This window comes from Psychrobacter sp. 1044 (assembly GCF_904846525.1).
Lineage (GTDB): Bacteria > Pseudomonadota > Gammaproteobacteria > Pseudomonadales > Moraxellaceae > Psychrobacter.
On the sequence record NZ_CAJHAZ010000005.1, the window covers coordinates 27,667 to 53,554 of the forward strand.

Here is a 25,888-nt window from a genome sequence, read left to right on the forward strand (position 1 = left end):
GTCGTCTAATATCGATTAAACGCCCAACTGCTCGCCACAGCAGTATGAAGTTAAGTAGATTTCAAGTATAATCACAGCCCTTCCCAGCTTGCACAATTTTTATAAAAATCCTTTACAACAGTTATTTGTAACTGTTCGTAATTAGGGATTTAGCGTTAAGCTACACCCACATTTTGGATGGCTGCCAAACTTATGAGTAACACCCCAACAATAGCATCAAATTACCAAGAAAGCGTTGAGTCTTATCGTCAACTGATTCTCTCAACTGGCGAGGACTTACAGCGTCCCGGTCTTGAAGAAACGCCGATGCGTGCCGCAAAAGCTTTTGCACATTTAACCCAAGGTTATCATCAAAGCTTGGATGAAGTTGTCAACGACGCCCTGTTTCCATCGAGCAATCGCGAGCTGGTATTGGTACAAAATATTGAATTTTATTCATTGTGCGAACATCATATGCTGCCTTTTCATGGTATCGCTCATGTAGGCTATTTACCCAATGGTCAAGTACTGGGCTTATCAAAATTTGCCCGTATCGTCGACATGTTCGCCCGCCGCTTGCAAGTTCAAGAAAATTTAAGCGAACAAGTGGCACAAACTATCATGGATGTCACTGGCTGTCGCGGCGTAGCAGTAGTGATGGATGCAGCACATATGTGTATGATGATGCGCGGCGTAAATAAGCAGCACTCCACCACACGTACAACATCGATGTTGGGTGAGTACGTACATGACAATCAAGCGCGCAATGAGTTTTTGAGTGCGATCCCTAGACGTCAGCCTGCATTCTAACGCTTCAAGTAATAATAGATAATAAAAAAAGGATACTTAAGTATCCTTTTTTAATGCGTACCTTTCAATATAGCTATCATTAATAAATAGCAATCAACCATTAATTGCAATATAACGAGGCATAACTAACCTAGCTTACGTCATCAATCCAATTGCCATAACCTTCTGCTTCCATCTGCGCCAGTGGAATAAAACGCATTGCCGCTGAATTCATACAGTAGCGCTTGCCTGTCGGTGCTGGACCATCGTCAAATACATGACCGACGTGTGAGTCTGCATAGCGACTACGAATCTCGGTACGGCTTCCGAATATCCCTCGGTCTTCCTTCTCAACGACCATATCCGTGCTCAATGGACGAGTAAAGCTTGGCCAGCCAGTGCCAGATTTGTATTGATCACGAGAGGAATATAGTGGCTCCCCCGATATCACATCGACATACAGCCCAGGCGCTTTATTATCCCAATATTCATTATCAAAAGCGCGTTCGGTGCCGTCTTTTTGAGTGACTTTATATTGAATGTCACTGAGTGACTGCTTTAGCTCATCCTGTGCAGGCTTCACAAAGGTATCAGGATTGAATCCTGTGCTAGCTTTAGTAGCTGACGCATTGTTTGATGATACTTGTACGCTATTAGCCGCCGTAGGCTTGAACTGGCTAAAATCCAGCTCATAGTCTTTGCCATAGACACTTTCGATAAATTGATAGCGACCAGAATTAAAGGTATAAGCCTTATAGCGGATTGGATTTTTCTTATAATAGTCTTGATGATACTCTTCCGCAGGATAAAACTTGCTAGCAGCAACAATTTCAATCACAACTGGTTTGCTATAGACACCAGAGTCTTGCAGTGATTGCCTAGCAGCTTCCGCTATCTGCTTTTCCTGTGCATTATTATAAAAAATAGCAGGACGATACTGAGTACCACGGTCTACAAACTGACCTTTATCATCGGTAGGATCCCCAATTCGCCATAACGCTTGAACGAGACCATTATAGGTGATTTTCGTCGGGTCATAATAGACTTGAGCCGCTTCAGTATGCCCTGTGCCGCCTGCTGATACAGTGCTATAAGTTGGATTGGTCGATTGACCGCCAGTATAGCCAGAGACCACTTCTACAACGCCAGGTATTTTTTCATAACCCGCTTCCACGCACCAAAAACAACCGCCAGCGACCGTAGCGACCGCTAAATTTGGATCCGTTGGCGCATAAGGATTATCGATGGCAGTATTTTTCACAGCGGGCGTATTTTCGGTGGCAGCACAGCCAACGAAAACCATACTGATGGCTGCTACAGCCATCGCAATAGCGCCCGTCTTTAATTTATGATTCATCGATACCTCCTAAAAGTAATATAATATAGCCATGATAACTCTTTGACCTCACTAAACTATACCTATATTGTTATAAAAATTTAACAGTAATTAGATATTATTTAATATAATTAAACAGTATAATCCTGAATTATACACAAATTCTTAATAAGATAAGTTTGCTACAAAGTATGATTATTAAAAAAAGAGCACATTACGGACAGTGTAGTGTGCTCTTTTATATTATATCAATATAGCTTAGTTACTCTTTTATTTTGCAGCAGAACGCTCATCACTGGCTTGCTGAATCTTGGTTAAAATAGCCTTGATTTCAGACGCTGATAGATACGTTGGTACGGCATAGGTATCACTGACTTCTTTTGCTGCTGCTTTGGCAATTTTATCAAAATCACTGCTTTGCATGCCTTTCACCGTTGGATCGATATTCAAGGCGGCAATCAGTTCGCGTACTTGCGCGATGAGGTGGTCGGCAATCTCAGCATCACTCTTGCCAGCTTGTCCTGATTTTACCATACCAGTCTTGCGAGCCAACTCTGCCAGTCTTTTTTTACTTCCTTGACGATTGACATCAAGCACATACGGCAACACGATGGCATTGGCACGACCGTGAGGAATACTATAATAAGCCCCTAGCTGATGAGCGATAGCATGAACATAACCGAGACCCGCTTTATTAAAGGCGATACCGCCGTAATGAGCGGCAATACCCATTGCTTCTCTGGCTTTAAGATTGCCGCCGTCTTTATAGACCAGCGGTAGGTTTTGCATCACAGATTTGACCGCAGAAGCCGCATAATAGTCGGTCTCGACGCTGGCATTGGCACTCATCCAAGCTTCAAGCGCGTGTGTTAAAACATCGATACCCGTATCCGCTGTGATATGAGCAGGCATGCCTTTCATAATAACAGGGTCAATAGCCGCTGCTAATGGCACCATTCTTGGGTCAATAGACAGCGCTTTTTGATGCGTTTTATCGTCTGATACTACTGCACCAAGGGTTGCTTCTGAACCTGTGCCAGCCGTGGTAGGAATACAATAAAGCGGCATAGAAGGCTTTCTGGCTTTAAGAATGCCGATAAGCTGTTGCGGCTTGCAGCCATTACCTTGTGACATCGCAATCATCTTAGCCGCATCAATGACCGAACCACCACCGATGGCAATAATCGAGTTGCACTTAGCATCGATAGATTTGCGCAGTCCTTCTTCGACGACTTTAAAAGTAGGGTCTGGGGTAATGCCATCATAAACGGTATAGCTGATATTTTTGCTATCTAGATAATCAGTCACTTTGGCTGGAATGCCAAGCTTATTAAGCACGGCATCAGTGACGATAAATACCTTGGTGCTGCCTTCGTTGATGGCCATATCACATAGCTCTTCACAAGAGCTCTCACCAACAAATAGCATTGGTCTTCTAATTGGAACAACATAAGCGAACGCTTTTAAGACTTTAGCGCGTGTTTTAGCAACGGCTAAATAACCAACTTGCTGCAATCCATTAGTATTTACTAACTTGTTATTTACTAATTTAGCAATACTATTTTGTTTTTTCATGAGTAAAAATCCTTTTTAATGAGGGTAATAATAGCGATGACAATCCTTTAAAGCAGCAATTCAAACTGCTCTTTAACTAAAAATTAAACAAATCTAAGCATCCAACTAAAGTGAACGTCTGTTTAACTTATTGTATCACTGCTATTTTTAGGATATCGCAATTAGTATGAACTGCCATGTTCTGCTTATTTGACTCTATCTGCTTAACTCTTTTTGGCTAAGCTAAATCATACTCGCCTGCAGCAATTGCTGCGCATAGGGATGCTGTGGGCTATTAAAAACATCTTCAGTACGTCCAGACTCAATACACATGCCATCTTTAAGCACCATAATTTGCTGACATAGGGCGCGCACCACTTTTAAGTCATGACTAATGAACACATAACTGATTTGCAATTTTTCCTGAATTTCACGTAGTAAATTAACGACGGTCACCTGCGTGGTACTATCAAGCGCGGACGTCGGCTCATCTAATATCAATAGACTCGGCTGCATAATAAGGGCACGCGCAAGTGCGACCCGTTGACGCTGACCGCCTGATAGCTCATGCGGATAACGATGCGAAAACTCAGCTGGCAGATGCACGGTAGCAAGGCTATCCTTCACTGCCTGCTGCCGTGCTGCCTTATCAACGCCTTGTACGAGCAATCCTTCTTCAATGATTTGCATCACCGTCATACGTGGATTAATACTGGCAAAGGGGTCTTGAAATACCATTTGAATTTGCGAGCGAAACTGACGTAGCTCACCCTTGGACAATACTGAAATATCTTGTCCATTGAACATTATTTCGCCACCCACACGCGCTTGATTGCTCAGTAATTGACTGAGTGCGAGTGCGATGGTGGTTTTTCCAGAGCCTGACTCACCTACAATGCCTAACGCCCACCCTTTCTGTAACGTCATATCGACATTTTTTACCGCATCAAACCAGCGCTTAGTACCACCAAACAGACTTTTTTCAATGGGAAACTGTACTTGTAAACTGCTGACTTGCAATACGGTTGGTGGATGACTTTGATCTTCATTAGAGAAGTTCAGTGCTTGGCCAAAGTCTTGTTTGATTAGCGAGCGGGTATATTCGGCTTTGGGCTGATTGAACACACTTATGGTTTGCCCCTGCTCAATCGTCTGACCTTGGCGCATGATGATGACGTCATCACTGTAGCGTCTAACCAAATTGAGATCATGGCTAATAAGCACCATCGCCATATCATGCTGACGCTTGAGAGCATTAAGCAACTCAAGGATTTCATGTTGCAGAGTCACATCAAGCGCGGTGGTCGGCTCATCAGCGATTAAAATATCAGGCTGCTGTGCCAATGCCATGGCAATCATGACGCGTTGACGTTGACCACCTGATAGCTCATGCGGATAGCGGTTCAGCTTATCAATCGGAGTGGTAATATTGACATCATTTAGTAAATCGATTGTTTGACTTTGCCATTGTTTCTTGGGCACACCAACTAGACGTAGTGATTCAGCAATTTGTTTGGCAACTGTATGTAGTGGATTGAGCGCTGTCATTGGTTCTTGAAACACCATGCCGATGCGCTGTCCGCGAATAGAGCGCAGCGCAGCGTTACTTGCCTTAGCACTAACACTAACATTGGTATTGGCTATCGGTAGCACAGTCAACCCTGCTGACCCTGCTAGCTTCACCTCACCGCTAACGGTCAAACTGTGTGGCAATAAGCCTAATAGCGCGAGACTTGCAATGGATTTGCCAGAGCCTGATTCACCTACGATAGCAAGGGTTTGTCCTTGCCGCAGCTCATAAGAGAGTTTATCGACTAAAACAACCTCTGCATCAGTAGTAATGCTGAGCTTCTCTACGGTCAACATTAGCTTTTGTTGTGTATTGCTACGGTTGCCGTTTAGGCTGTCAGTTTGCGTATCAATCATGGTCATCTTAAGAGCGCCTCGGATCAAACGCATCACGCAGCGCTTCGCCAACGAAGATGAGTAATGATAAGATAAAGGTCAAACTAAAAAACCCAGATAGTGCAAGCCATGGCGCATCGAGATTGTTTTTACCTTGTACCATCAGCTCGCCGAGCGACGGTGACCCAGGCGGCAAGCCATAACCCAAGAAATCTAGTGCCGTTAAAGCGATAATATTAGCTGTCAATATAAATGGCAGCTGTGACAAACTTGACGCTAGGGCATTGGGCAAGATATGCCTTAGCATGATTTGACTGTCTGAACCCCCAAGATTACGCGCCGCACGCACATAATCAAAGTTACGCGCGCGCAAAAACTCTGCCCGTACCAAACCAACCAGCCCCATCCAACCAAATAATAACATCATAGCAAATAGCATGAAGATACTAGGGCTGAATAAACTGACCAAAATAATAATCATAAACAGCTGCGGCATACCGCCCCATACTTCCATGAAGCGCTGTCCTGCTAAATCTACCCAACCACCGTAATAGCCTTGTATCGCACCGACGATTATGCCAATCACTGCCCCAGCAAGTGTTAATGCTAAACCAAACAATAATGACACGCGCATGCCATAAAGTATCCGTGCCAACACATCACGGCCTAAGTCATCAGTACCAAGCCAGTTCTGGCTATTGGGCGCTGCTGGATATGGAATACCCAGCTCAACGTTTGGTGTCTGATCGGCAAATGGAATCGGCGGCATAATGTAAAAACCCTGCTCATCAATCAGCGTCTGTACCGCAGGGTCTTTATAATTGGCTTCAGTCTCAAACACCCCACCAAAAGCCGTTTCAGGATAGGCTTTTAGGACAGGAAAGTAATAATCGCCTTGATACTGCACCAGTAGCGGCTTGTCATTGGCAATCACATTGGCTGCCATACAAATGACGAATATCAGCGCAAAAATGAATAATGATACGACGCCAAGACGATTTTGGCGAAAACGGTTTAGGCGTGCCTGCCAGATAGGATTTAGGCGACGTTTTTTTGGCATAGAGACAGGAGATGCAGATGAAGGCGTTGAAGGTAATGGATAACTTGACATTAGCGCCCCTCAAAATCAATACGGGGATCAATTAAGTGATAACTCAAATCACTGATTAACTGTAATAATAGCCCGACCAATGTAAAGATAAATAGCGTACCAAATATCACAGGATAATCGCGCTGCTGAATGGCTTCGAAACCTAACAGTCCCAAACCATCAAGCTTAAAGATAATCTCAATCAAAAAATTACCAGCAAAGAAAATACCAACGATAGCCGCTGGAATACCCGCGATAATAATCAGCATGGCATTACGGAAAACATGCCCGTATAACACTTGACGCTCACCCAAGCCTTTGGCACGGGCGGTGAGCACATATTGTTTACCGAGCTCTTCCAAAAAGCTAAACTTGGTCAAATAAGTCAAGCCAGCGAAACCACCAATCGTACTTGCCAGCAGTGGTAGCGCTAAATGCCAAAAGTAATCTTTGATTTTACCCAGCGCGCTTAATTGATCGAAGTTCTCAGAGGTCAAGCCTTGCAGTGGAAAGATATTCCAGTAGCTACCACCTGCAAAAAACACCAGTAATATAACGGCAAATACGAAAACAGGTATTGCATGCCCGATAGCAAGCAGCATAGCAGTAACTTTATCAATCCCCGAGCCATGATGCATGGCTTTATAGATACCTAATGGAATCGCTATCATATAAATCAGCAGCGTGCTCCAGAGTCCAAGCGAGATAGAAACGGGTAATTTCTCGATAATTAAATCTGTTACCGACTGTCCTTTAAAAAAAGACTCGCCAAAATCTAGCTGAGCGTAATTCTTTAACATGAGCCAAAAGCGCTCAGGTGCCGATTTATCAAAGCCGTATTGGGCATTAATCGCTGCAACCATTTCCTCAGATAAGCCACGCGTACCTTGATAGGTACTGTTATTTCCCGCACTACCCGCGCCAATATTACCGCCAAGCGCATTGTCTTTTGCCCCTTGCTCGATAAGCGCCAGTTGCTGCTCGACAGGACCACCAGGCGCTGCTTGTACAATCACAAAGTTTGCGAGCAATATTAAAAAAAGCGTCGGTAATATCAGTAGTAACCTTTTTAAGATATAACGACCCATAACGGTGGCTTCCTAAGATAATAAATATGACGACAGAAAGAATACGCAGCTAATAACTATCAAAACGTCAGTCGAAGCGCCCGTTATGGTTTAAAAGCTATTTTTAAGCTCACGTAACGCAGCAAATACAGCCAAAGATTTATCATCATCAATAGTTGCTTTAGACTTCACCCCTGCTATCACACTCGGCTCTTGCGTCCGTAAAAATACATTGATCGCACGTTCATGTTCTAGAGTGACTGGCAACGTCGGAATACCTTGGGTGGTTTTTTCTTCTGCTTGAATCAGTGCTTGCTGCATTGCTTCATTAGTAGGTTCAATAGATAGTCCAAAGCGCAGATTACTGGCAGTGTATTCATGCGCAGGATATAGCAGCGTGTCAGCTGGCAAACCATTTAAACGCTTAAAGCTGTTGTGTAATTGCTCAATCGTCCCCGTAAATACCCGTCCGCATCCAGCACTAAATAAAGTATCGCCACAAAAGCAATGTTTAAGCCCGTCAATATCCAAAATATAAGCCACGTGGCTAGCAGTATGACCAGACACATCCCATACTTGCGCAGCGCAGCCCCACGCACTGACGGTACTACCATCTTTGATGGTTTGATCTTCATCGACATTATGCTCAGTATGCGCAACCAGATGCGTCATCGGATAAGACTCTTGCAGTTCTGCGACACCGCCGATATGGTCATGATGATGATGAGTCGTCCAGATAGACGTCAGCTCTAATTTATTTTCTTCCAAATAACTCATGACAGGCTCAGCTTGACCAGGATCAATAACGATCGCCTGTTTATTATTTTCATTAATCAATGTCCAAATATAATTATCATTGAACGCTTTGATTGGGTGAATGCGAATAGTCATATTAAATCCTTACCAGTAGTTATCTTTATTGCTGATGTCTTTTATGGTTTTTTTTGAACCAAATAAAATTTTAAGATGCAGCGTTATTTCCTTTATTGTTCTAAATTATTGCTTCAAGTACTGATTAACACGTGCTTCTGCGTCTTTGTCCGTCCACCAGTAATCAATCCCAATGGCATTAGAGGGCAGTTTTTCAGTATGTCGGTACTGATTCCAGTAAGCAACATTGGTCGAAGACTTGCCATATAGCGGCACAACATAATGACCGACACGGAGCAATCGATCTAACACCTGAGTATATAAAACAATCTCATCACGATTTCTAGCATTGCCTAACTGATCTATCACTGTGTCAATCGCTGGGTTTTTGATACCAATGGTGTTTCTATTGCCTACTTCATCAGCAGCCGTACTGCCCCAAAACGCTGCCTGCTCTGCACCTGGCGACAGACTCTGAGCAAATACATCAGTTACCATATCATAGTCAAAACGGCGAACACGCTCATAATACTGCGGCCCATCAACTTGACGTAACGTCGTCTCAAACCCTAGCCGCTTTAAATTACGCAGATAAGGTAGAAGCACGCGCCCCATGGTTTCGCCCGTCATCAACATTTCAATCCGAGCAAGTTGTCCATTGGGCTGATATAGCTTCATATCCTCATAATAGAACCCAGCATCTAATAACAGCTGGCGCGCCTCTAACAAGCCTTGACGATTAAAACCACTACCGTCACTGGTTGGCAATTGCCACTCGGCTAATACCGCTTGGCGTTGCAGCGGCTCAAGCTTAGGTAGTAAAGGCGTAAGTACTTTCATTTCTTCAACAGAGGGCGTACCTGTTGCAGCAAGCTCAGAGCCATGAAAGAAACTTTGCAAGCGTTCATATTGCCCATGAAACAAGGTCTTATTCATCCACTCAAAGTCATAAGCCTTGCTCAGTGCTTGGCGGACGCGAATATCTTGAAAGATTGGTCGGCGCATATTCATGACCAATGCTTGCATCGGTACAGGATTCTGACTGGCTATCGTCTCTTTATTAATCATGCCTGCTTTGACAGCTGGGAAATTATAACCCGTTGCCCAGTTCGAGGCTTTATTTTCAGGGCGAAAACGATATTGACCGGACTTAAAACCTTCAAAGGCAATTTCATCACTTTGATAATAGACAAACTTAATCATATCAAAGTTATAACGACCACGATTGACCATCAAATCACGACCCCAGTAATTGGGGTCACGTACGTAGCTGACCGAGCGTCCTGCATCGACACGCCCTAGCTTATAAGGACCACTACCCATCAATGGCGTCAAAGTGATTTTTTCAAAATCAGTATCGATAGAGGACTTGGCAAAAATAGGAAACTGTCCAACGGTTAATAAAATCTCTTTATTGTCATCAGAAGCAAATATGAATTTTACTTGCTGCTTATCAATAATCTGAATGTCTTTAATATCACCCAAATAACTACGGATATACATCGGACCTTTACTTAACAGTGCATCATAAGTCGCTTTGACGTCACTACTGGTGACGGGCGTTCCATCCCAAAAACGGGCGGCAGGATTAAGATGATAGATAATCCAACTGCTATCATCAGGGTCATAAGTGACCTTACTCGCCAGCTGCGGATACATGGTAAAGGCTTCATTTAATGAGCCTGTCATCAAGGTATCATAGAGATAATCGGTGCCAACCATCGCCACACCGGTGGTCATCCATTTATTAGCCGCGTTAAAAGTACCACGAGCATCGAGCGATAACGTACCGCCTGTCGGTGCTTTTGGGTTGGCATAAGGCATAAAGGGCACACCGATATATTCAGTGGTACTATTATGACCTAGCGCAGTAGTGGTGATTGGAGCCGCGATACTGTCAGGTATCCAGCTCACTATTGCCCCTAATGTCGCCACTAATAAGGCGGTCTTTAGCATGGTATTTTTTATCATAATAAAGTTATAACAAACCCCTATGCTAAACCCGTTTAGGTAACGAAAAATCAACGAACAACTGCAGAACAGTAATGGCATAAAATTTTATCATATCAAACTTAAGTTTTTTAACCTAATAGTTTGCAATGTTAAGTGCCACCTCTCCTGCTTGACCAAGCATAATAGATTGTTAATTTGCCATAAAAAAAGACGCAGCTGATAAAAGTTGCGTCTTTTTATTTTAAAACTCATAAGTATTTAAGCGTGTTTCTTTTCAAACGCAATCATAAAGTCAACCAACTGCTGCACCCAATCTAATGACACTGCATTGTAAATACTGGCGCGCATACCGCCCACATCGCGGTGACCTTTTAGATTCATCAAGCCTGCCGCTTCCGACTCTTCTAAGAATACTTTATCAAGGCTGCTGTCGGCTAAGGTAAACGGCACGTTCATGATAGAGCGATATTTGTGGTCAACTGGATTGCTATAAAAGCTGCTATCATCAATCGTTTTATAGAGTAAATCGGCTTTTTGTTGGTTGATTTTGCCGATAGCAGCGACGCCGCCCTGCTCCTCTAACCAATCAAATACCAGCCCTGCCAAATACCAGGAGTAAGTCGCTGGTGTGTTTGACATTGATTCTTTTTCAGCTTGGTGCTCATAGTTCATCAGCAGTGGGCACCATTCACTCGCTTGACCCAATAGGTCTTCACGGATAATCACGATAATCAGACCTGCTGGCCCGATATTTTTTTGCGCACCCGCGTAAATCATGCCAAATTTAGAGACATCAATAGGCTGTGACAAAATGCAAGAAGACATATCGACAACAATCGGCGCATCGACTTGTGGCGGCTCAAATATTTGCAAACCATGAATGGTTTCGTTGGCACAGTAATGAAAATAGGCAGCATCTTCGCTCAGGTTCCATTCGCTTTGGGCTGGTACGTCAGTAAAGTTACTGTCTTTGCCGGTTGCAACTTCGTTAACTTCACCAAGACCCAGTTTGGCATAGCGCTGTGCTTCTTTGACCGCTTTACCAGACCATGCACCCGTCGTTAGATAGTCTGCGCGCCCACCATTTAGCAAGTTTAATGGAATCGCTGAAAACTGTAAGCTGGCACCGCCTTGTAAAAACAGCACTTTATAGTTATCTGGAATCTCCATCAATGAGCGCAATTTGGCTTCAGCTTTTTCGGTAATGGCGATGTATTCTTTACTACGGTGACTCACTTCCATGACCGACATGCCGCGTCCCTGCCAATCAAGCAACTCTTCTTGAGCACGTGACAATACGGCCGTCGGTATAGTAGCAGGTCCCGCTGAAAAATTGGGTACGCGGTTAGGAGCGGCTTTATTGGTCATAATCAATATCCTAAATATGATGAAGTCATCGTGGTTATTAAAGGTTGAATGTTGAAGGTGAATTTTATCGTTATTTTTTAATCTCTGTCATAGTAAGTGATAAGCCTTTAACTCTGACTCGATAACTGCTCCCAAAGCTGACGTTTGAGATTACTATCAGTAAGCATTTCATCCAACGTGGGTGCAGTCGTCAGGTTAGGATGTTCCAAACCTTCAGGAAGTGCGGTCAATGTCATTACCTGTATCTCTTCGCTACGGCCAATTTTAAAGAAGTATCCAGCAAGGCTGGCATTGGCAAGCTCAGCCGTATCCATACCTTCACAAATAGGGAATGAGGTCGTCTCACAACTGATGGATAAGGCTTGCGTGATATTTTTCCACAATTTTTGGCTGTCATGATTAAGGGCTTGGATATCCACCAAAATCACCCAATCGCCATAGCGACCACCTTGTAAATCAAAGGGTGCTACCTTTTTGAATCTTTCCTCTTGAAAGCCCTCTTCTTTAAAACTGCCATTTCCAAAGCTCGAAGCGTCATTTATATCAGCAATAGAAGTTTGCTGTACAACAGTATCTACAAAGGAGGTAACGGCTGGCTTAGATATATTAAGGGCATTAGGAGTAGTCGAGTCAAAACTATAAGTAACAGGGCTTTGCTGGTCAGAATAGCTTAGTGCTGTCTCATTCGCATTATCGTAATAATGATTAATAGAATCATCATCTACTACACTTGACATAGCATCAATATTTGAGGATTTAATATTTGGGGATTCGACGCTTGGCTGTTCAGTGCTCGTCGCAGAAGAACTGCTAGCATTAGCTAAAGTTGAGTTAGCTATAGTCTGCTCAGGCAGAGTAGGCGCAGAAATATCTACGATACTCAGGGTCTCAGAGCTCGGCTGCACCCACTGATTGATACCCATCATCGCTAAAATCTGGCGCTGCTGCATACGATGCTGCAATACAATCAGCGGGTCTTGGATATCACTCATGCTTATTTACTATCCTACTTATCTAAAATGGATTTACAGGCTTTTAATGGCAAAAACAATATTAAAGAACGATATTAAAAAAAGAATTAAAAATATAGTCCATTCAATTTAAAAAAGAATACTTAAATGCCGTCAATGACATTGCTCAAAAAATCTGCCGAACGCCTAGCCAATGATTGGCAAGCTCGGTCAAGCAATCATATTCATCTTGACTGACTATCGTATCGTGTAACATCACTGTATGCAATGTGCTCAGCCATTGCCGGTAAGTAGGATAAGCATAAGAATGGCGCAGACTATCATTGCCCGCCTTATCTACACTATCTGCATTTCCGTCTTGTCTATGAGCATTATAATCTATTTGATCGCCGCCCTGTTGCCTCTGTCTATAATTATCATTACCTTTGGCTTCTGATGCAGGCGACTGACTGGCAGGCGCTATAAAAATAGGCACCGCTTCTATCACTGCCAATAATTGGACACTATTTATATTTTGCACAGTCAATAGTAGCCATTGCAAATTTGCGTCACTAACAGCGGCTAAGTCAATATCAATTAAACGTGCGTGACGCCGCAAATCCACAAGATAGTGAGCAACACTGTCATTATTATAGCCGAGTACTGAAGTACGTGCTGAAATGTGTACTGAGCTATCTAGTGCTGATACGATTTGACCCTTGACATCTTTTGATAGGCGATAAGCCAATAAAACAAGCATTGTTTTCGCCGCAACATCGAGACCATCAAATACCTGTCCTGAAGGGTCAATCTGGTCATAAATATCATCTCTACCCGCTTGCAATGTTTGCTGCCATAACCATAATAGCTGAGGCTGAGCATGCACGTGTTTCTCGTTCAATACAGTAGACAATATAGGTAATAATTGCTGCAACTGTAGCGCTTGCCATAATGATAAAATCGGTGGCAACCGAGAGTCGATTTTTCCTGAGTGCGTTGATACTGGCTTATTTTTATCCATAGCACCATCTTCACTGGCTATGTTATCAGCCAAATGTTGACTTAAATCTGCCGTGAGGTAGTGTTCAAATAGCTCAATGATACCCTGTTGATAGCGCATCAGCATTGTACGACACTTTTTTTGCTGCACATAATGTTGATGATCTTGATTGCTATGACTCGCTTCATATCTTAAGCGTGATTCATTGATAGCAGTTTCTGACAGGTTATGCTGACTCAGTTGCTTTATTGCCAATGCAATTAATGCGTTGTCTAAACGCCTATCAAGATGTGCCACTGCCGCTAATAATTTATGATCTATCGTATGCGCTAAAAATTGGGGGTGGCTGCTAATATTAGCGCTAGCGTTATTATTGATTTCAGCAGCAGACGCTTTATCGTTAGCAATTCCAAGCCAGATATCACTCAAGTCATAACTCTCAGTCGTTGCTAATATACGACCTTGATGGCACAACATAACTGCTTCAATCAAAGCTTGCGCCCCGAGCGGGTGATAACTGTGATTGAGTATATACTGCGGCAGTGAAACTTTTTGTCTATCGTCGATACCAATCAATGTATCCGATGGCAAATCGCTATCAGGTTTTGCTTGCCATGGCTTGAGCAACTGATGAATACCGGTATTTTGCGCTTGAACTTGTAAACGTCCTGCAACAACGACATCTTTCTCGATAACAAACTCTGGCCCCTTATCTTCGTCCAACTCATTCTTTATTTCATTTGCAGGAAAAGCAGTAATTTTTTTGTCTATAACATCATTGCTGTTATTAGTAAGGCTTTTATTGTTATTTAACGCTGATTGAGTTTCAAATATTGATGATTGGCTATTTTTTTCTTATTTATTTTTGCTTAGGCTATTTACTTTTATGACGCCCCAATCCCCTAATCGCCGCTGCTCATATATCTCTTTTATTTTCTGTTGATTTATGCGCTTTTCTTTAGCTACTTTTACCGCAAAATCATGATAAGCGTTGGCATTAATGGCACTCATTCGCTCAGCCAAGCTCGGATGGGTGGCAAACCAAGAGACGTCACCCAAATCAGCACCACTACTGGCAAAGAAGAAGTGACTAAGACCATTGATATCGGCGATACTGGTTAAGCGCGAACCAAGTGAATCTTGATGAATGGCTTTCAGTGTTGCCATAATGGCAGGTGAGCGTGTGAGCTGCACGCTGGTCGCATCGGCAAGCAATTCACGCTGGCGATTAAAGCTGTGTTTAATCAGTTGCGCACTGGCCATACTCGAAAAACTCAATCCATGTATTAACAACGTCCAAATATTGCGCGGTGCTTGACTATCGAACTTATTATTATTTTGTAGCCATCGTGACTGGCTCTTAGCTGACGACTGCTGGCTTTGTGATTGACTTTGCCAATAGCTTACCCATTCACTATGGGTGGTAAAGCTTGCTGTTTGAGATTCAGTGCTACGCGCATGGCTATCGACGGCTCTTTGTGACAAGAGATTGCGTCGATTGACCGCATCATCAAAATAATTGTGATGGCTATTCTGATGACTGCGTTGATTACCAGCGCCAAAATTATTAATAGAATCACTCCAATCATAGAGTAATTGCAAGCCTGCCAGTACCACCATCAGTTGCAAATTAAACGTCGCATCACCATGCAAGATATGACCATATTCATGCCCTATCAGCCCATACAGCCCCTCATCGGACAGCTTATCAAGCGCGCCTTGAGTGACGACCAACACCATATCTTGACTATGACGACCAGCAACGAAGCCGTTAATACCTTGCTCATCAGGCAGTATATAGAGAATCGGCATACGTACACCCGAAGCAATGGCTAGCTGCTGGGCAATCTCATAATAACGACGGTAGACAGGCGGGAAATCTCGCTCATCACGCACGGCGATATGGTGGGCGCTGAAACGAACCTTTGGTATAGGCTCATGCTGATGGGCAACCCCTTGACTATGCTCCCACGCATCTTGGCTGTGGTCGATAAACAGCCGAACCCCGCCCACACGCTGAGCAATAGCGCGACCACCCGCTTCTAAACGTCTGTACTCTAAAAAACTACCGATCACAAAGCTACCGATTGTCCAGATAGCAACCAATATCAACACCCAATGATAAATGCCACCAGTAAATATCGTCAGCAGCAGCGCCATGATACCCAGCGCTACTGCCAGATGGGCAAAGACAATGAGAAAAAATAGCCCATAGAGCAATAGACTTCGCTGGGTACGGGTGCGTTGTTCACCAAAAAAATCCATCTATATGCCTGACTTAAAAATAGCTAAACGCATCTGAACATATGAATATAATTCAATATCAGCCCATATTGACGACAGGTGCTTGAGCGATCACCTTTCTGTCTTCAAAAACTAGCGGGCTTAACGGGCGAAAGCCAAAAGTCGTACTAATAAGATTGTTGGGAAATACCTCGCGGTCATTGTTGTAGAACATCACGCTGTCATTATAGTGCTGACGGGCGAAGCCAATGCGGTTCTCAGTATTGGTCAGCTCATCCATCAACTCTTTAATCATACTGTCCGCCTTTAGCTCAGGGTAAGCTTCCACAACCGCTGAAAACTGCCCTAACGCTTTAGACAGCATACTCTCAGCTTTGGCAAATAGCGCCATATGCTCAAGCGAGTCTGGCTGATGTGTATTGGAGTCTTGCAAGCTCTGGGCATGATTACGTGCACTAATCACACGGGTCAGCGTCTCTTCTTCATGCGTTAGATAGCGTTTAGCAGTTTCAACCAAATTTGGAATCAAATCATGACGGCGCTTCAGTTGCACATCTATTTGAGCAAAACCATTTTTCGCTTGGTTGCGAGCGCGTACCAATTTATTAAATATAGATACGCCAAACACAATCACTAGTAGCACGAAGGCAATGAACAACCAAACAAACATCTTCATAAGAAAACCCTAAAGTGTCCAGAATGTTAATAAAAGTTAATACATTGTATTTTAACCCATCTTAATCAACCAAAGGTCGGAATCGGACAAAAAAAGGTCGAAAAAAAGCCCTTTACAATGAAGGGCTTAATAGATCAAACGAGCATTTCTAATTAAACATTAAAATAGTTATCAAATTTTAGACAAAAAAAAGCGACTCCAAAAGCAAATCCTCGGCACACATTGTGACTATTACCGTTGCTACCTTCCGGTCCTGGCGGGGTTCATAGAACAATGTTGCGAGGCTACCAATGGAGCCACCAGTTGCAAATTATACAAGAATTTTTAAATATTACAACCCCTATCGTAAAACTCTTTCTATTACCTCCAAACGCCCTGTAACTTAGGTGACAAAATTCTCACAGCAAGCCTGTTAAATTTTGCTATTTTAGTTGAGGAAGCTGAGCATACTCGGTATCAACTAATAACTAAAATGGACAGCTTCTCATATAAAGGCGAGTCTTACCTATGGTATGGCTCACCTAAATACTATTGATATAACTCACTCAGGAGATCATTGTGAAAACCACTTTACTTAATAAAGCCGCTCTAACGACTGGTACTGCATTTCTACTCACAGCCATGATGGGTAGCGCACATGCAGAACCAACAGGCTACGATCAGCTTACTTTTCAGACAGAAGTAAAAGAAGAAATCCAGAATGATGAAGTACGAGCCAGCTTATATAAAAAAGCGCAGGCAACGGATTCTAAAACTCTAGCGACAACGCTCAACACCTCAATTAATAATGCCATGAAAATTGCTAAGCGCTATCCAACGGTCACCGTGAGCACCGGACAACAGCGCACCTACCCTCGCTATGATAAAAATGACAAAATCATTGGCTGGACAGGACAAGCAAACATCGATTTAAAAAGTACCGACTTTGCAGCCACCAGCCAACTCATCGCTGACCTACAAGAAACGTTGGTGATGGACAATCTGAACTTTGGTGTCTCAGATACCAAGAAGGATGCGCTTGAGCAAAAGCTGATGACCAATGCGTCTCGTGCCTTTCAGCAACAAGCTAAAAACCTAACACGCGCTTGGGATGCTCGTGGCTATCGTGTGGTTAATGTGAATTTAAATACAGGTAGCAACTACCCACGTCCGATGTATAGTGCTATGAGCATGAAAGCAGGCGCGGCAGACGAGTCAGTACCTAGCCAAAGTTTTGAATCTGGCAATAGTACTATCTCAGTGACTGCTAATGGTACGATTGAATTGACTAAATAAGCTGTAAATACATAGAATTAATAAATATCCTGATAAACATAAAGGCAAGCGCTGATTGCAGCGCTTGCCTTTATATTTATACAGAAGAAATTAACTTATAAAGTTACTCTACTTTGTATGGGTTCTTATACTTATCCATGATTGACACATTGCCTACAAGTTAATTTATCACCGGTTGCTCAAGCGTCATGGGTTTATCCACTATAGGCTTAGTAAATGATTGCATATTCGGTTGTTTGCCCTCTTGACGCATTTTTAACAGCACTTTTTGATACCAAGGTAGATTCTGATAAGCTAAAAGCTGTTGCGCGATTTTCTTATTATTTTGCAATGTTGTATTGTTTTGAATCACATACACCGTACGCTCTACTTGTTTGAGTGTTTGACCTTTCTCATTTTTTAACACGGCTTTTATCTTGTGCGATCCTGGTAAAACATCTACCGTTGCAATCGAGGCGCTAAGACCTTGCGCGACTTCATTACCATCCAAATAAATACTAACACTATCACCTGCTTGTAACTCCGGCTTCACTTGCACCTTGATATCAATACTTTGGGCTGGACGACGATATGCACGCTCTGCGCTTGGTTCAGCAATAGCAAGCTGGTAATTGACGGCTGGTTTGGCGACAGGGCTATTTTTAGCAGCCGTATTTTGCGTAGTAGTATTAACATTACTAGAAGGAGGTGGACTACTCGTGTTATCACTGTTATTTGAGCTGACGCGACTTTCTTTCGTCATGACACCCGTCTGGCTGATTTGTTTACCTGCCTGCTGCTCATAATTTTGCGGGCGATCGGTAAAGGTGACTTGACCAGTTTTTTCGTCAATAACTTTATAAATAGGCGCGGCATTTGCCAAAGGGGCATAGAGAGTTGCCATACTAACCATCGTAGCAGCAATCAGTGCCAACCCTAACTTACTGTTTGAAAAAACCGGTTTTGATAATGAAGTCATAGTCAGTCAACCTAATGAGTACCTAATATTATGAATATCTATTATGCGATACTTTGGGCGTTAAATCAGTAATAATTTCAAAGAGGACAGATCCGTTGATTTAGCAAATTATTATTGAGACGTAAAAAAAACCAGCTAAGAATAACTTAGCTGGTTTTTATGACTCAAAATAACTGAGTGTTTTAGCTATAAATTAGCAGCTGTAGTATAAGTCAAACTCAACTGGATGCACGGTTACATTGACACGTTGCACTTCTTCTTCTTTCAAGGCAATGAATGCCTCTAGCATGTCTTCAGTAAATACATCACCTTTTAATAAGAACTCGTGATCATCACGCAAGGCTTGTAGTGCAACTTCTAAGCTCTCCGCAACGGTTGGAATGAGTGCTTCTTCTTCTGGTGGTAAGTCATACAAGTTTTTGTCAGCCGCTTCACCTGGATGTATTTTATTTTGAATACCATCAAGACCTGCCATTAGTAACGCTGCAAACGTTAAGTATGGGTTGGCCGCTGGATCAGGGAAACGTGCTTCAACACGCACCGCTTTTGGGCTGCTAACATGTGGAATACGGATAGACGCTGAGCGGTTAGACGCTGAGTACGCAAGTTTGATAGGCGCTTCATAATGCGGTACTAGGCGCTTATAGCTATTAGTCGATGGGTTGGTAATCGCATTCAACGCACGCGCATGCTTGATAATACCACCGATGAAATACAGTGCAGATTCAGAAAGACCCGCATATTCATCACCTGAGAAAGTATTGACACCATCTTTGGAGATTGACATATGCACGTGCATGCCTGAACCGTTGTCACCAACGATTGGTTTTGGCATAAAGGTAGCCGTTTTACCAAACTGATGCGCAACATTATGCACAACGTATTTTAATTGCTGTACTTCATCGGCTTTTTTGACTAGCGTATTGAAAGCGACACCAATTTCTGACTGGCAAGGCGCAACTTCATGGTGATGCACTTCGACACAGCCTTCACCGATGATTTCTTCTAAACGCTCACACATAACAGAGCGCATGTCTTGCGAGCTATCGATTGGTGGTACTGGAAAGTAAGCGCCTTTAACACGTGGACGATGTCCCATGTTGCCCCACTCATAGTCATTATTAGTCGACCATGCCGCTTCTTCGGCTGTGATCTTGTGGCTAACGCCAGACATATCAATTGACCATTTCACATCATCAAATATAAAAAACTCAGGCTCAGGACCAAAATAAGCAGTATCGCCAATGCCTGTTGACTTCAAGTACTCTTCGGCGCGGCGCGCAATAGAACGTGGGTCACGATCATAACCTTGTAGCGTTGATGGCTCGATGATATCGCAAGTAACAACTACGGTAAGTGAATCAAAGAACGGGTCAAGAAAAGCCGTCTCTGGATCAGGACGCAAGATCATATCTGACGCTTCGATACCTTTCCAACCAGCGATAGATGAGCCATCAAACATCTTGCCATCTTCCATCACTTCTTCGTCAACGCTATGCGCTGGAAAGCTGATATGTTGCTCTTTACCACGCGTATCAGTGAAGCGAAAATCAACCCATTTAGCATTAGAGGATTGGATAAGATCTAGTAGTTTGTTCGACATAAATAGTCTCCGTTGTGTTGATTATGTTATTGCGATTTAAAATTATAGGTACAATCTATTGGTTAAAAATCTCTGGTTTGATAACAGTCAGTGCTGCTTTTAGCGCTAAATATCCTGTTTAATATTATGCTTATTCTCAGCACTGTCAATATTATTAGTCAAGATAGTCATCTGAGTTATGCGCTTAATAAGACCCGCCAGTGTTTTGGTTCGATATTATTCTAACAACATATCACTCATTATGCTGAACTCTTCAGGCACTCGTTAATAATAATTATTGAACCAATTTATCACCAAAGATAATCATAACAGTAATATTGCAAAGGCTATGCCAGTTTTTTATAATAAAAAAAATTTCGAAGACATAAGGATGGTTATTAGTAATAATTACAGTAACTTATAATACTTTTGAGAATATTCTAGCCGTAAATTTATCGTCAGTGGTGTCATACAAATTATTTATCCAGAGTCATTAATAACGCATGACTGCACTAAATTAGTGCATATTGAATATATAAATAAAAATTTTGTACTTTTTTAGTGCGTTTGAGATGTTAACAAATGTCATCCAACAAGCAAAATGTATTGTTATTCACCACTTATTTGGGTTGCTTGCACCCTACATTTGATAGACTGCAAAATAGTGGTAAGATAATGGCGTTATATACCCATCTTCATAAGTAGAACCCAATAAGTAGAACGCTAATGATTCTAATGATCGATAATTACGACAGCTTTACATACAATATTGTACAGTACTTCGGTGAATTACAGCAGGACATCACCGTCTGGCGTAACGATCAAACCACTATTGAAAATATTAGAACCCTTGCGCCAGATGCGATCGTCATTGGTCCCGGTCCCTGCGATCCTGATCAGGCTGGTATCTCTCTAGAAGCTATCAAGACTTTTCAAGGCGTGATACCGATACTAGGTATTTGCCTAGGACATCAGGCAATTGGACAGGCATTTGGTGGACAAGTGGTCAAGGCTAGCGAAGTCATGCACGGTCGCTTATCCGCCGTCTATCATACTAACCAAGGTGTCTTTGTAGGCTTGCCTAATCCCGTACAAGTCACGCGCTATCATTCGCTTGTCATTGATAAAACCAGCCTGCCCGATTGTCTTGAGCTGACTGCATGGACACAAAACAGTGATGGCAGTATTGAAGAAATCATGGGTATCCGTCATAAAACGTTTGCGATAGAAGGGGTACAATTCCATCCTGAGTCTATCTTAAGCGAAGCAGGCTATCAGCTGCTCAACAATTTTTTGCAAACGCATCATTTGTCATCACTAATCTCAGATGAACTACCACAAGTCGGCTAACAGTTTATTAAAGCATGTCCTAAAAAAGCCGTTAATAACAAAATTAAAATAAAACCTATTCTATTGATAATTTAAAATTAACGTATAAAAATATTAAGAGAGATCATAATGAGTACGACAAAAACAAATAAAAACCCTACCCCAACTAACATTGCTCAACTGTCTGATGAAGAGACACATACGCTGCTGACGACGGCTTTGGGGCGAATTTTTCAGCACATTGACTTAACCTTTGATGAGATGTATCAGGTGATGCTGATTATCATGCAAGGCAGATGTAGCGACGCCATGATGGGTGCTATTTTGACTGGTCTACGTATGAAAGGTGAGTCCATCGATGAGATTACTGCCTCTGCCAGTGCAATGCGTGCGTTAGCAGCCAATATCGAACCACGGGGCTGTGATTACTTAGTCGATATCGTCGGAACTGGCGGTGATGGTGCAAATTTATTTAATGTTTCTACTGCATCAGCATTGGTTGCCGCCGCCGCTGGTGCGCAAGTGGCCAAACATGGTAACCGCGGCGTCTCTACCAACTCTGGCAGCTCAGATTTGCTTGAGCAAGCAGGTATCAGTCTGGCGCTTACCCCTGAGCAATCTAAAGAATGTATCGAAAACCAAGGTATCGGCTTTTTGTTTGCGCCCAATCATCACAGTGCCATGCGTTATGCCAATCCAGTACGCCGCGAGCTCAAAGCGCGTACCATCTTTAATATTTTAGGGCCATTAACCAACCCTGCTGGCACACCCAATCTGGTAATCGGTGTCTTTACCGCTCAGCTGTGCGAGCCTATCGCTAAAGTCATGAAAAACTTAGGCGCACGTCATGTCATGGTTGTGGGCGCAAAAGACGGTTTGGATGAAATCAGTCTCGCTACCTCAACCACTGTCGCTGAATTAAAAGATGGTGAGATATCTGTTTATGAGATGATGCCAGAAGATGCAGGTATTGAGTCACAAACCCTTATCGGTCTCGATGTAGATTCTCCAGCGCAAAGTCTTGAGCTGATTCGCGCGGCTCTATCAGGAGAAAACTCTCAAAACCGTGCTGTACTTAAAGCACGTGATATGATTGCACTAAATGCAGGGGCGGCCATATATACCGCAGGACTTGCCAGCAACTATGCTAATGGTGTGAGCCGGGCACAAAAAGTCATTCAGAATGGTGATGCTCTACTCAAGCTTGAGTCTCTCGCCACATACACGCAGCAACTAGTGACTCCTGCTTAACGGCTAAGAACCATTACTGTGCACTCTAGCTATTTTGTCTATTTACATTTAACGATATTCGGATACCAGCATGACTCATACAGAAACCAAGACAGATGTTCCTTCCGTATTGCAACGCATTGTCGCCACTAAAGTGGAAGAAGTAAACGCCGCTTGCAAGGTATTATCTCTTGAAGACTTACAAGCACAAGTCGCGGCGGATAACAAACCACGTCGTGGCTTCGCGGCGGCGCTGCGAGCGGCTAGCACTAAAGAGCATGGTATTGGTATCATCGCTGAGATTAAAAAAGCCTCTCCTTCTAAGGGCGTTATCAATCACAACTTCGCGCCAGCCCTATTTGCCAAGCAATACGAGCAAGCGGGCGCCAGCTGTCTGTCTGTATTGACTGATCGCGATTATTTCCAAGGTGATGATAGCTATCTTATTCAAGCAGCTAATGCGGTAAGCCTACCGATACTGCGTAAAGATTTTATGATAGATGTGTACCAGATCTATCAATCTTATCTGATGGGCGCTGACTGTATTCTACTCATTATGGCCTGCCTTGACGATATCCAAGTACAAGAGCTGCATGCGCTAAGTATCGAATTGGGTATGGATGTATTGATAGAAGTCCATACTAAAGCTGAACTTGAACGTGCACTCCAGCTACCGCGCTCAGCGCATAATATTTACGGCATTAATAATCGTGACTTGAATACTTTCGATGTCGACTTGCAAACCACGCTGGATCTAAAAAATATTTTAATCGACGCACTGGCGGCTGATGTGGATAGCACGCTTGAACCGCTTATCATCACCGAAAGTGGCATTCATAATAGCGCTGATATTCGTTTGATGTTAGATAATGACATTCAGCACTTTTTAATCGGTGAACAGTTCATGAAGACTGACCATCCTGGACAAGCGTTACAATCCTTACTTGCGGGCGTCGCAGCAGACGGGTAAAGTGGCTTAAGTCTATTGAACAGTTTAAATCAATCAATCATTCAATCATTCATTCATTCATTCATTCATCAACCAACGATACGTTAACTTCTATGTCAAACTCTCTATTTTCAAAAGAAATGCAAGACCAGCTCAAAGAGCTAAAAGGCCAACTTAGCAAAGGTCGCGATACCAATTCGCCTGAAGATGAAAACCAAAAGCCTACTGAGCCTGTATCATTGCCCACGCAAAAGCAAGTAAACAAGACCGTCAAGCAAATGGCTAGCGAGCATATTGACGATGACAAAGTTCTGTTTATGCAAGCAATGCATGGCGTCAATCAGCTTGAAGACAAAAACGTACGCTCACCTGCCAATGCTAGCAAAGCGGGCAAGCCTGATGCGACCACCTTGTCTAAACGTGCTGCTGCGCAAGGTAGTGAAGCGAGTGATTTGGGAGCTGGCTTGTCAGATATGCAAGCACTACTCAACCCTGTCGCTGCTGAGGCCTATTTATCTTACAAACAGCCGACTTTGCAGAATAAAATCTTTGATCAGCTTAAAAAAGGCAAGCTACGTTGGTATGACGCCGTAGATATTCATGGTTGTACCATCGAAGAGGCGCGCGTGGCCATGACTCAACTCCTAAGCCAAGCAAAACAGAAAAACGAGACTATGGTAAAAATCGTTCATGGTAAAGGCAGTGAAGCCATTTTAAAAACGTGCGTTAATGGTTGGCTGCGTCAACTACCAGAAGTATTGGCATTTTGCTCTGCACCGCCAAAAGATGGTGGTAATGGTGCGGTATTGGTACTGCTCAAAAAATCTAAAGCTGATGGTGAATAGTTTTTAGTGTTAGAGTTAGTATGAAGAATCAAAAGGACTGCTTATTGGCAGTCCTTTTGTTATGCTCATAAAATCATTATTTAATCTTTATTGACTATAGCCACTATATTTAACATCTAGCGATAGCGATATTTGCATAAATCAGGATAAGCATTTATGAGCATACAGACCATTGAGAACACGCAACAGCTACATGAACATATCATGGCTTTAATTGTTATCGAGCCAAGATTTTTGTCTATCTATGAACAAGTCGGTATGCCCAGTCTACGGCATAATGTCGGTGGGTTTGAGCAGTTGATGCGAGCAATGGTTGGTCAACAGCTGTCTGTGGCAGCAGCAGCCAGTATTTGGCAAAGACTACTTGATGCCGCCTTGACGAATCCACAGGCAATTATCAAAGCAACAGATGAGGACTTAAGAGCGCAAGGATTATCTAAACAAAAAACCCGTTACATTCGCTCATTAGTCGATCATGATATAGACTTTGCTGCGTTAGAAATTTTGCCTGATGAAGAAGCAATAGAAGTGCTGACGGCCGTTATTGGTATTGGTCGCTGGACGGCTGAGATGTATTTATTATTCTCTCTGAAACGTGCAGACGTACTTGCGATCGATGATCTAGCGATTAAAGTAGCGGCGATGGCGTTATTAGGCTTAACGGAACGCCCAACGCCGGAACAGTTAAAGAATCTAACTCAAGATTGGTCACCACATCGCAGCGCTGCCAGTCTGTTGCTATGGTCATACTACGGCTTATTACGTAATCAAACCGCTGTCCCTTTATAAGGCCAAACACCAAAGTACGATTCACTATGTCAAACTCGCTTAGCTTAAGCTTAGTCTAGCACTCGTTTTCTTTGCTGCTCTAATTTTTGTGAATGGTATAAGATAAACGCTTGATACTTACCTCAAGTGCTTATCTTATACCGTTTTTAA

General features: G+C 42.9%; 19 protein-coding genes, 1 other RNA gene and 1 pseudogene. 7 read left to right on the plus strand and 14 right to left on the minus strand.

The window, feature by feature from the left end; all coding sequences use genetic code 11:
- Positions 1–192: 192 nt before the first annotated feature.
- Positions 193–789 (plus strand): GTP cyclohydrolase I FolE, encoded by a 597-nt coding sequence (gene folE, locus JMX82_RS04510; protein WP_193008042.1) that lies wholly within the window; start codon positions 193–195, stop codon positions 787–789.
- A 130-nt stretch (positions 790–919) separates the two neighbouring features.
- Here the strand turns inward: folE and msrB are convergent, their stop codons facing one another.
- The 12 genes and pseudogenes from msrB to ffs form a co-directional block, all read right to left on the minus strand.
- Positions 920–2,125: a peptide-methionine (R)-S-oxide reductase MsrB gene (msrB, locus tag JMX82_RS04515; RefSeq protein WP_201539645.1), complete on the minus strand. Its 1,206-nt coding sequence runs from the start codon at positions 2,123–2,125 to the stop codon at positions 920–922.
- A gap of 249 nt (positions 2,126–2,374) precedes the next feature.
- Entirely contained in the window at positions 2,375–3,679 is a 1,305-nt protein-coding gene (locus tag JMX82_RS04520; protein WP_201539646.1) for an iron-containing alcohol dehydrogenase, read from the minus strand.
- A 222-nt stretch (positions 3,680–3,901) separates the two neighbouring features.
- Positions 3,902–5,584, minus strand: a complete 1,683-nt coding sequence (locus JMX82_RS04525; protein WP_227676351.1) for an ABC transporter ATP-binding protein — start codon at positions 5,582–5,584, stop codon at positions 3,902–3,904.
- 7 nt (positions 5,585–5,591) lie between these two features.
- Complete coding sequence (locus JMX82_RS04530) at positions 5,592–6,623, minus strand: ABC transporter permease (RefSeq protein ID WP_201539744.1); 1,032 nt, start codon at positions 6,621–6,623, stop codon at positions 5,592–5,594.
- A gap of 50 nt (positions 6,624–6,673) precedes the next feature.
- Entirely contained in the window at positions 6,674–7,741 is a 1,068-nt protein-coding gene (locus JMX82_RS04535; protein WP_201539648.1) for a microcin C ABC transporter permease YejB, read from the minus strand.
- A gap of 90 nt (positions 7,742–7,831) precedes the next feature.
- On the minus strand, positions 7,832–8,611 hold the full coding sequence (gene gloB / locus JMX82_RS04540; RefSeq protein WP_201539649.1) for a hydroxyacylglutathione hydrolase: 780 nt from the start codon (positions 8,609–8,611) through the stop codon (positions 7,832–7,834).
- A 105-nt stretch (positions 8,612–8,716) separates the two neighbouring features.
- Positions 8,717–10,561: an extracellular solute-binding protein gene (locus tag JMX82_RS04545; RefSeq protein ID WP_201539650.1), complete on the minus strand. Its 1,845-nt coding sequence runs from the start codon at positions 10,559–10,561 to the stop codon at positions 8,717–8,719.
- A 240-nt stretch (positions 10,562–10,801) separates the two neighbouring features.
- Positions 10,802–11,911: a 3-phosphoserine/phosphohydroxythreonine transaminase gene (gene serC / locus JMX82_RS04550; protein WP_201539651.1), complete on the minus strand. Its 1,110-nt coding sequence runs from the start codon at positions 11,909–11,911 to the stop codon at positions 10,802–10,804.
- A gap of 107 nt (positions 11,912–12,018) precedes the next feature.
- The gene (locus JMX82_RS04555; protein WP_201539652.1) at positions 12,019–12,903 is read right to left on the minus strand and encodes a hypothetical protein; all 885 of its coding nucleotides are present in this window, start codon (positions 12,901–12,903) and stop codon (positions 12,019–12,021) included.
- Positions 12,904–13,048: 145 nt separating this feature from the next.
- Positions 13,049–16,126: pseudogene (locus tag JMX82_RS14445) on the minus strand (M48 family metalloprotease).
- 58 nt (positions 16,127–16,184) lie between these two features.
- Complete coding sequence (locus JMX82_RS04565) at positions 16,185–16,781, minus strand: LemA family protein (protein ID WP_083475715.1); 597 nt, start codon at positions 16,779–16,781, stop codon at positions 16,185–16,187.
- A gap of 196 nt (positions 16,782–16,977) precedes the next feature.
- Positions 16,978–17,074: signal recognition particle sRNA small type (gene ffs, locus JMX82_RS04570), an RNA gene on the minus strand.
- Between the two features lie 328 nt (positions 17,075–17,402).
- On the opposite strand from ffs, the gene JMX82_RS04575 reads away from it, so the two are divergent.
- Complete coding sequence (locus JMX82_RS04575) at positions 17,403–18,056, plus strand: SIMPL domain-containing protein (protein WP_372862538.1); 654 nt, start codon at positions 17,403–17,405, stop codon at positions 18,054–18,056.
- Between the two features lie 160 nt (positions 18,057–18,216).
- Here JMX82_RS04575 and JMX82_RS04580 read toward each other — a convergent pair whose 3' ends face one another.
- Entirely contained in the window at positions 18,217–19,014 is a 798-nt protein-coding gene (locus JMX82_RS04580; RefSeq protein ID WP_201539653.1) for a DUF4124 domain-containing protein, read from the minus strand.
- Between the two features lie 193 nt (positions 19,015–19,207).
- Complete coding sequence (gene glnA, locus JMX82_RS04585) at positions 19,208–20,617, minus strand: type I glutamate--ammonia ligase (RefSeq protein ID WP_055124883.1); 1,410 nt, start codon at positions 20,615–20,617, stop codon at positions 19,208–19,210.
- Positions 20,618–21,322: 705 nt separating this feature from the next.
- On the opposite strand from glnA, the gene JMX82_RS04590 reads away from it, so the two are divergent.
- From JMX82_RS04590 to JMX82_RS04610, 5 genes are all read left to right on the plus strand, one after another.
- Entirely contained in the window at positions 21,323–21,946 is a 624-nt protein-coding gene (locus JMX82_RS04590) for an anthranilate synthase component II (protein WP_201539654.1), read from the plus strand.
- A 108-nt stretch (positions 21,947–22,054) separates the two neighbouring features.
- Complete coding sequence (gene trpD / locus JMX82_RS04595; RefSeq protein WP_201539655.1) at positions 22,055–23,176, plus strand: anthranilate phosphoribosyltransferase; 1,122 nt, start codon at positions 22,055–22,057, stop codon at positions 23,174–23,176.
- Positions 23,177–23,246: 70 nt separating this feature from the next.
- The gene (trpC, locus tag JMX82_RS04600) at positions 23,247–24,125 is read left to right on the plus strand and encodes an indole-3-glycerol phosphate synthase TrpC (RefSeq protein WP_201539656.1); all 879 of its coding nucleotides are present in this window, start codon (positions 23,247–23,249) and stop codon (positions 24,123–24,125) included.
- A 92-nt stretch (positions 24,126–24,217) separates the two neighbouring features.
- Positions 24,218–24,949, plus strand: coding sequence for a Smr/MutS family protein (locus JMX82_RS04605; RefSeq protein ID WP_055124887.1), 732 nt, complete (start codon positions 24,218–24,220; stop codon positions 24,947–24,949).
- Between the two features lie 156 nt (positions 24,950–25,105).
- The gene (locus JMX82_RS04610; RefSeq protein WP_201539657.1) at positions 25,106–25,738 is read left to right on the plus strand and encodes a DNA-3-methyladenine glycosylase family protein; all 633 of its coding nucleotides are present in this window, start codon (positions 25,106–25,108) and stop codon (positions 25,736–25,738) included.
- Positions 25,739–25,888 lie beyond the last annotated feature (150 nt).

Bases quoted from the DNA above. Each gene is read 5' to 3' on its own strand.
- trpC (WP_201539656.1), top strand. From the start codon at position 23,247: ATGACTCATACAGAAACCAAGACAGATGTTCCTTCCGTATTGCAACGC.
- JMX82_RS04530 (WP_201539744.1), bottom strand. From the start codon at position 6,623: ATGCCAAAAAAACGTCGCCTAAATCCTATCTGGCAGGCACGCCTAAAC.
- glnA (WP_055124883.1), bottom strand. From the start codon at position 20,617: ATGTCGAACAAACTACTAGATCTTATCCAATCCTCTAATGCTAAATGG.
- folE (WP_193008042.1), top strand. From the start codon at position 193: ATGAGTAACACCCCAACAATAGCATCAAATTACCAAGAAAGCGTTGAG.
- JMX82_RS04525 (WP_227676351.1), bottom strand. From the start codon at position 5,584: ATGATTGATACGCAAACTGACAGCCTAAACGGCAACCGTAGCAATACA.
- trpD (WP_201539655.1), top strand. From the start codon at position 22,055: ATGAGTACGACAAAAACAAATAAAAACCCTACCCCAACTAACATTGCT.
- JMX82_RS04575 (WP_372862538.1), top strand. From the start codon at position 17,403: ATGATGGGTAGCGCACATGCAGAACCAACAGGCTACGATCAGCTTACT.
- JMX82_RS04520 (WP_201539646.1), bottom strand. From the start codon at position 3,679: ATGAAAAAACAAAATAGTATTGCTAAATTAGTAAATAACAAGTTAGTA.
- gloB (WP_201539649.1), bottom strand. From the start codon at position 8,611: ATGACTATTCGCATTCACCCAATCAAAGCGTTCAATGATAATTATATT.
- msrB (WP_201539645.1), bottom strand. From the start codon at position 2,125: ATGAATCATAAATTAAAGACGGGCGCTATTGCGATGGCTGTAGCAGCC.
- JMX82_RS04565 (WP_083475715.1), bottom strand. From the start codon at position 16,781: ATGAAGATGTTTGTTTGGTTGTTCATTGCCTTCGTGCTACTAGTGATT.
- JMX82_RS04610 (WP_201539657.1), top strand. From the start codon at position 25,106: ATGAGCATACAGACCATTGAGAACACGCAACAGCTACATGAACATATC.
- JMX82_RS04605 (WP_055124887.1), top strand. From the start codon at position 24,218: ATGTCAAACTCTCTATTTTCAAAAGAAATGCAAGACCAGCTCAAAGAG.
- JMX82_RS04590 (WP_201539654.1), top strand. From the start codon at position 21,323: ATGATTCTAATGATCGATAATTACGACAGCTTTACATACAATATTGTA.
- serC (WP_201539651.1), bottom strand. From the start codon at position 11,911: ATGACCAATAAAGCCGCTCCTAACCGCGTACCCAATTTTTCAGCGGGA.
- JMX82_RS04545 (WP_201539650.1), bottom strand. From the start codon at position 10,561: ATGATAAAAAATACCATGCTAAAGACCGCCTTATTAGTGGCGACATTA.
- JMX82_RS04535 (WP_201539648.1), bottom strand. From the start codon at position 7,741: ATGGGTCGTTATATCTTAAAAAGGTTACTACTGATATTACCGACGCTT.
- JMX82_RS04555 (WP_201539652.1), bottom strand. From the start codon at position 12,903: ATGAGTGATATCCAAGACCCGCTGATTGTATTGCAGCATCGTATGCAG.
- JMX82_RS04580 (WP_201539653.1), bottom strand. From the start codon at position 19,014: ATGACTTCATTATCAAAACCGGTTTTTTCAAACAGTAAGTTAGGGTTG.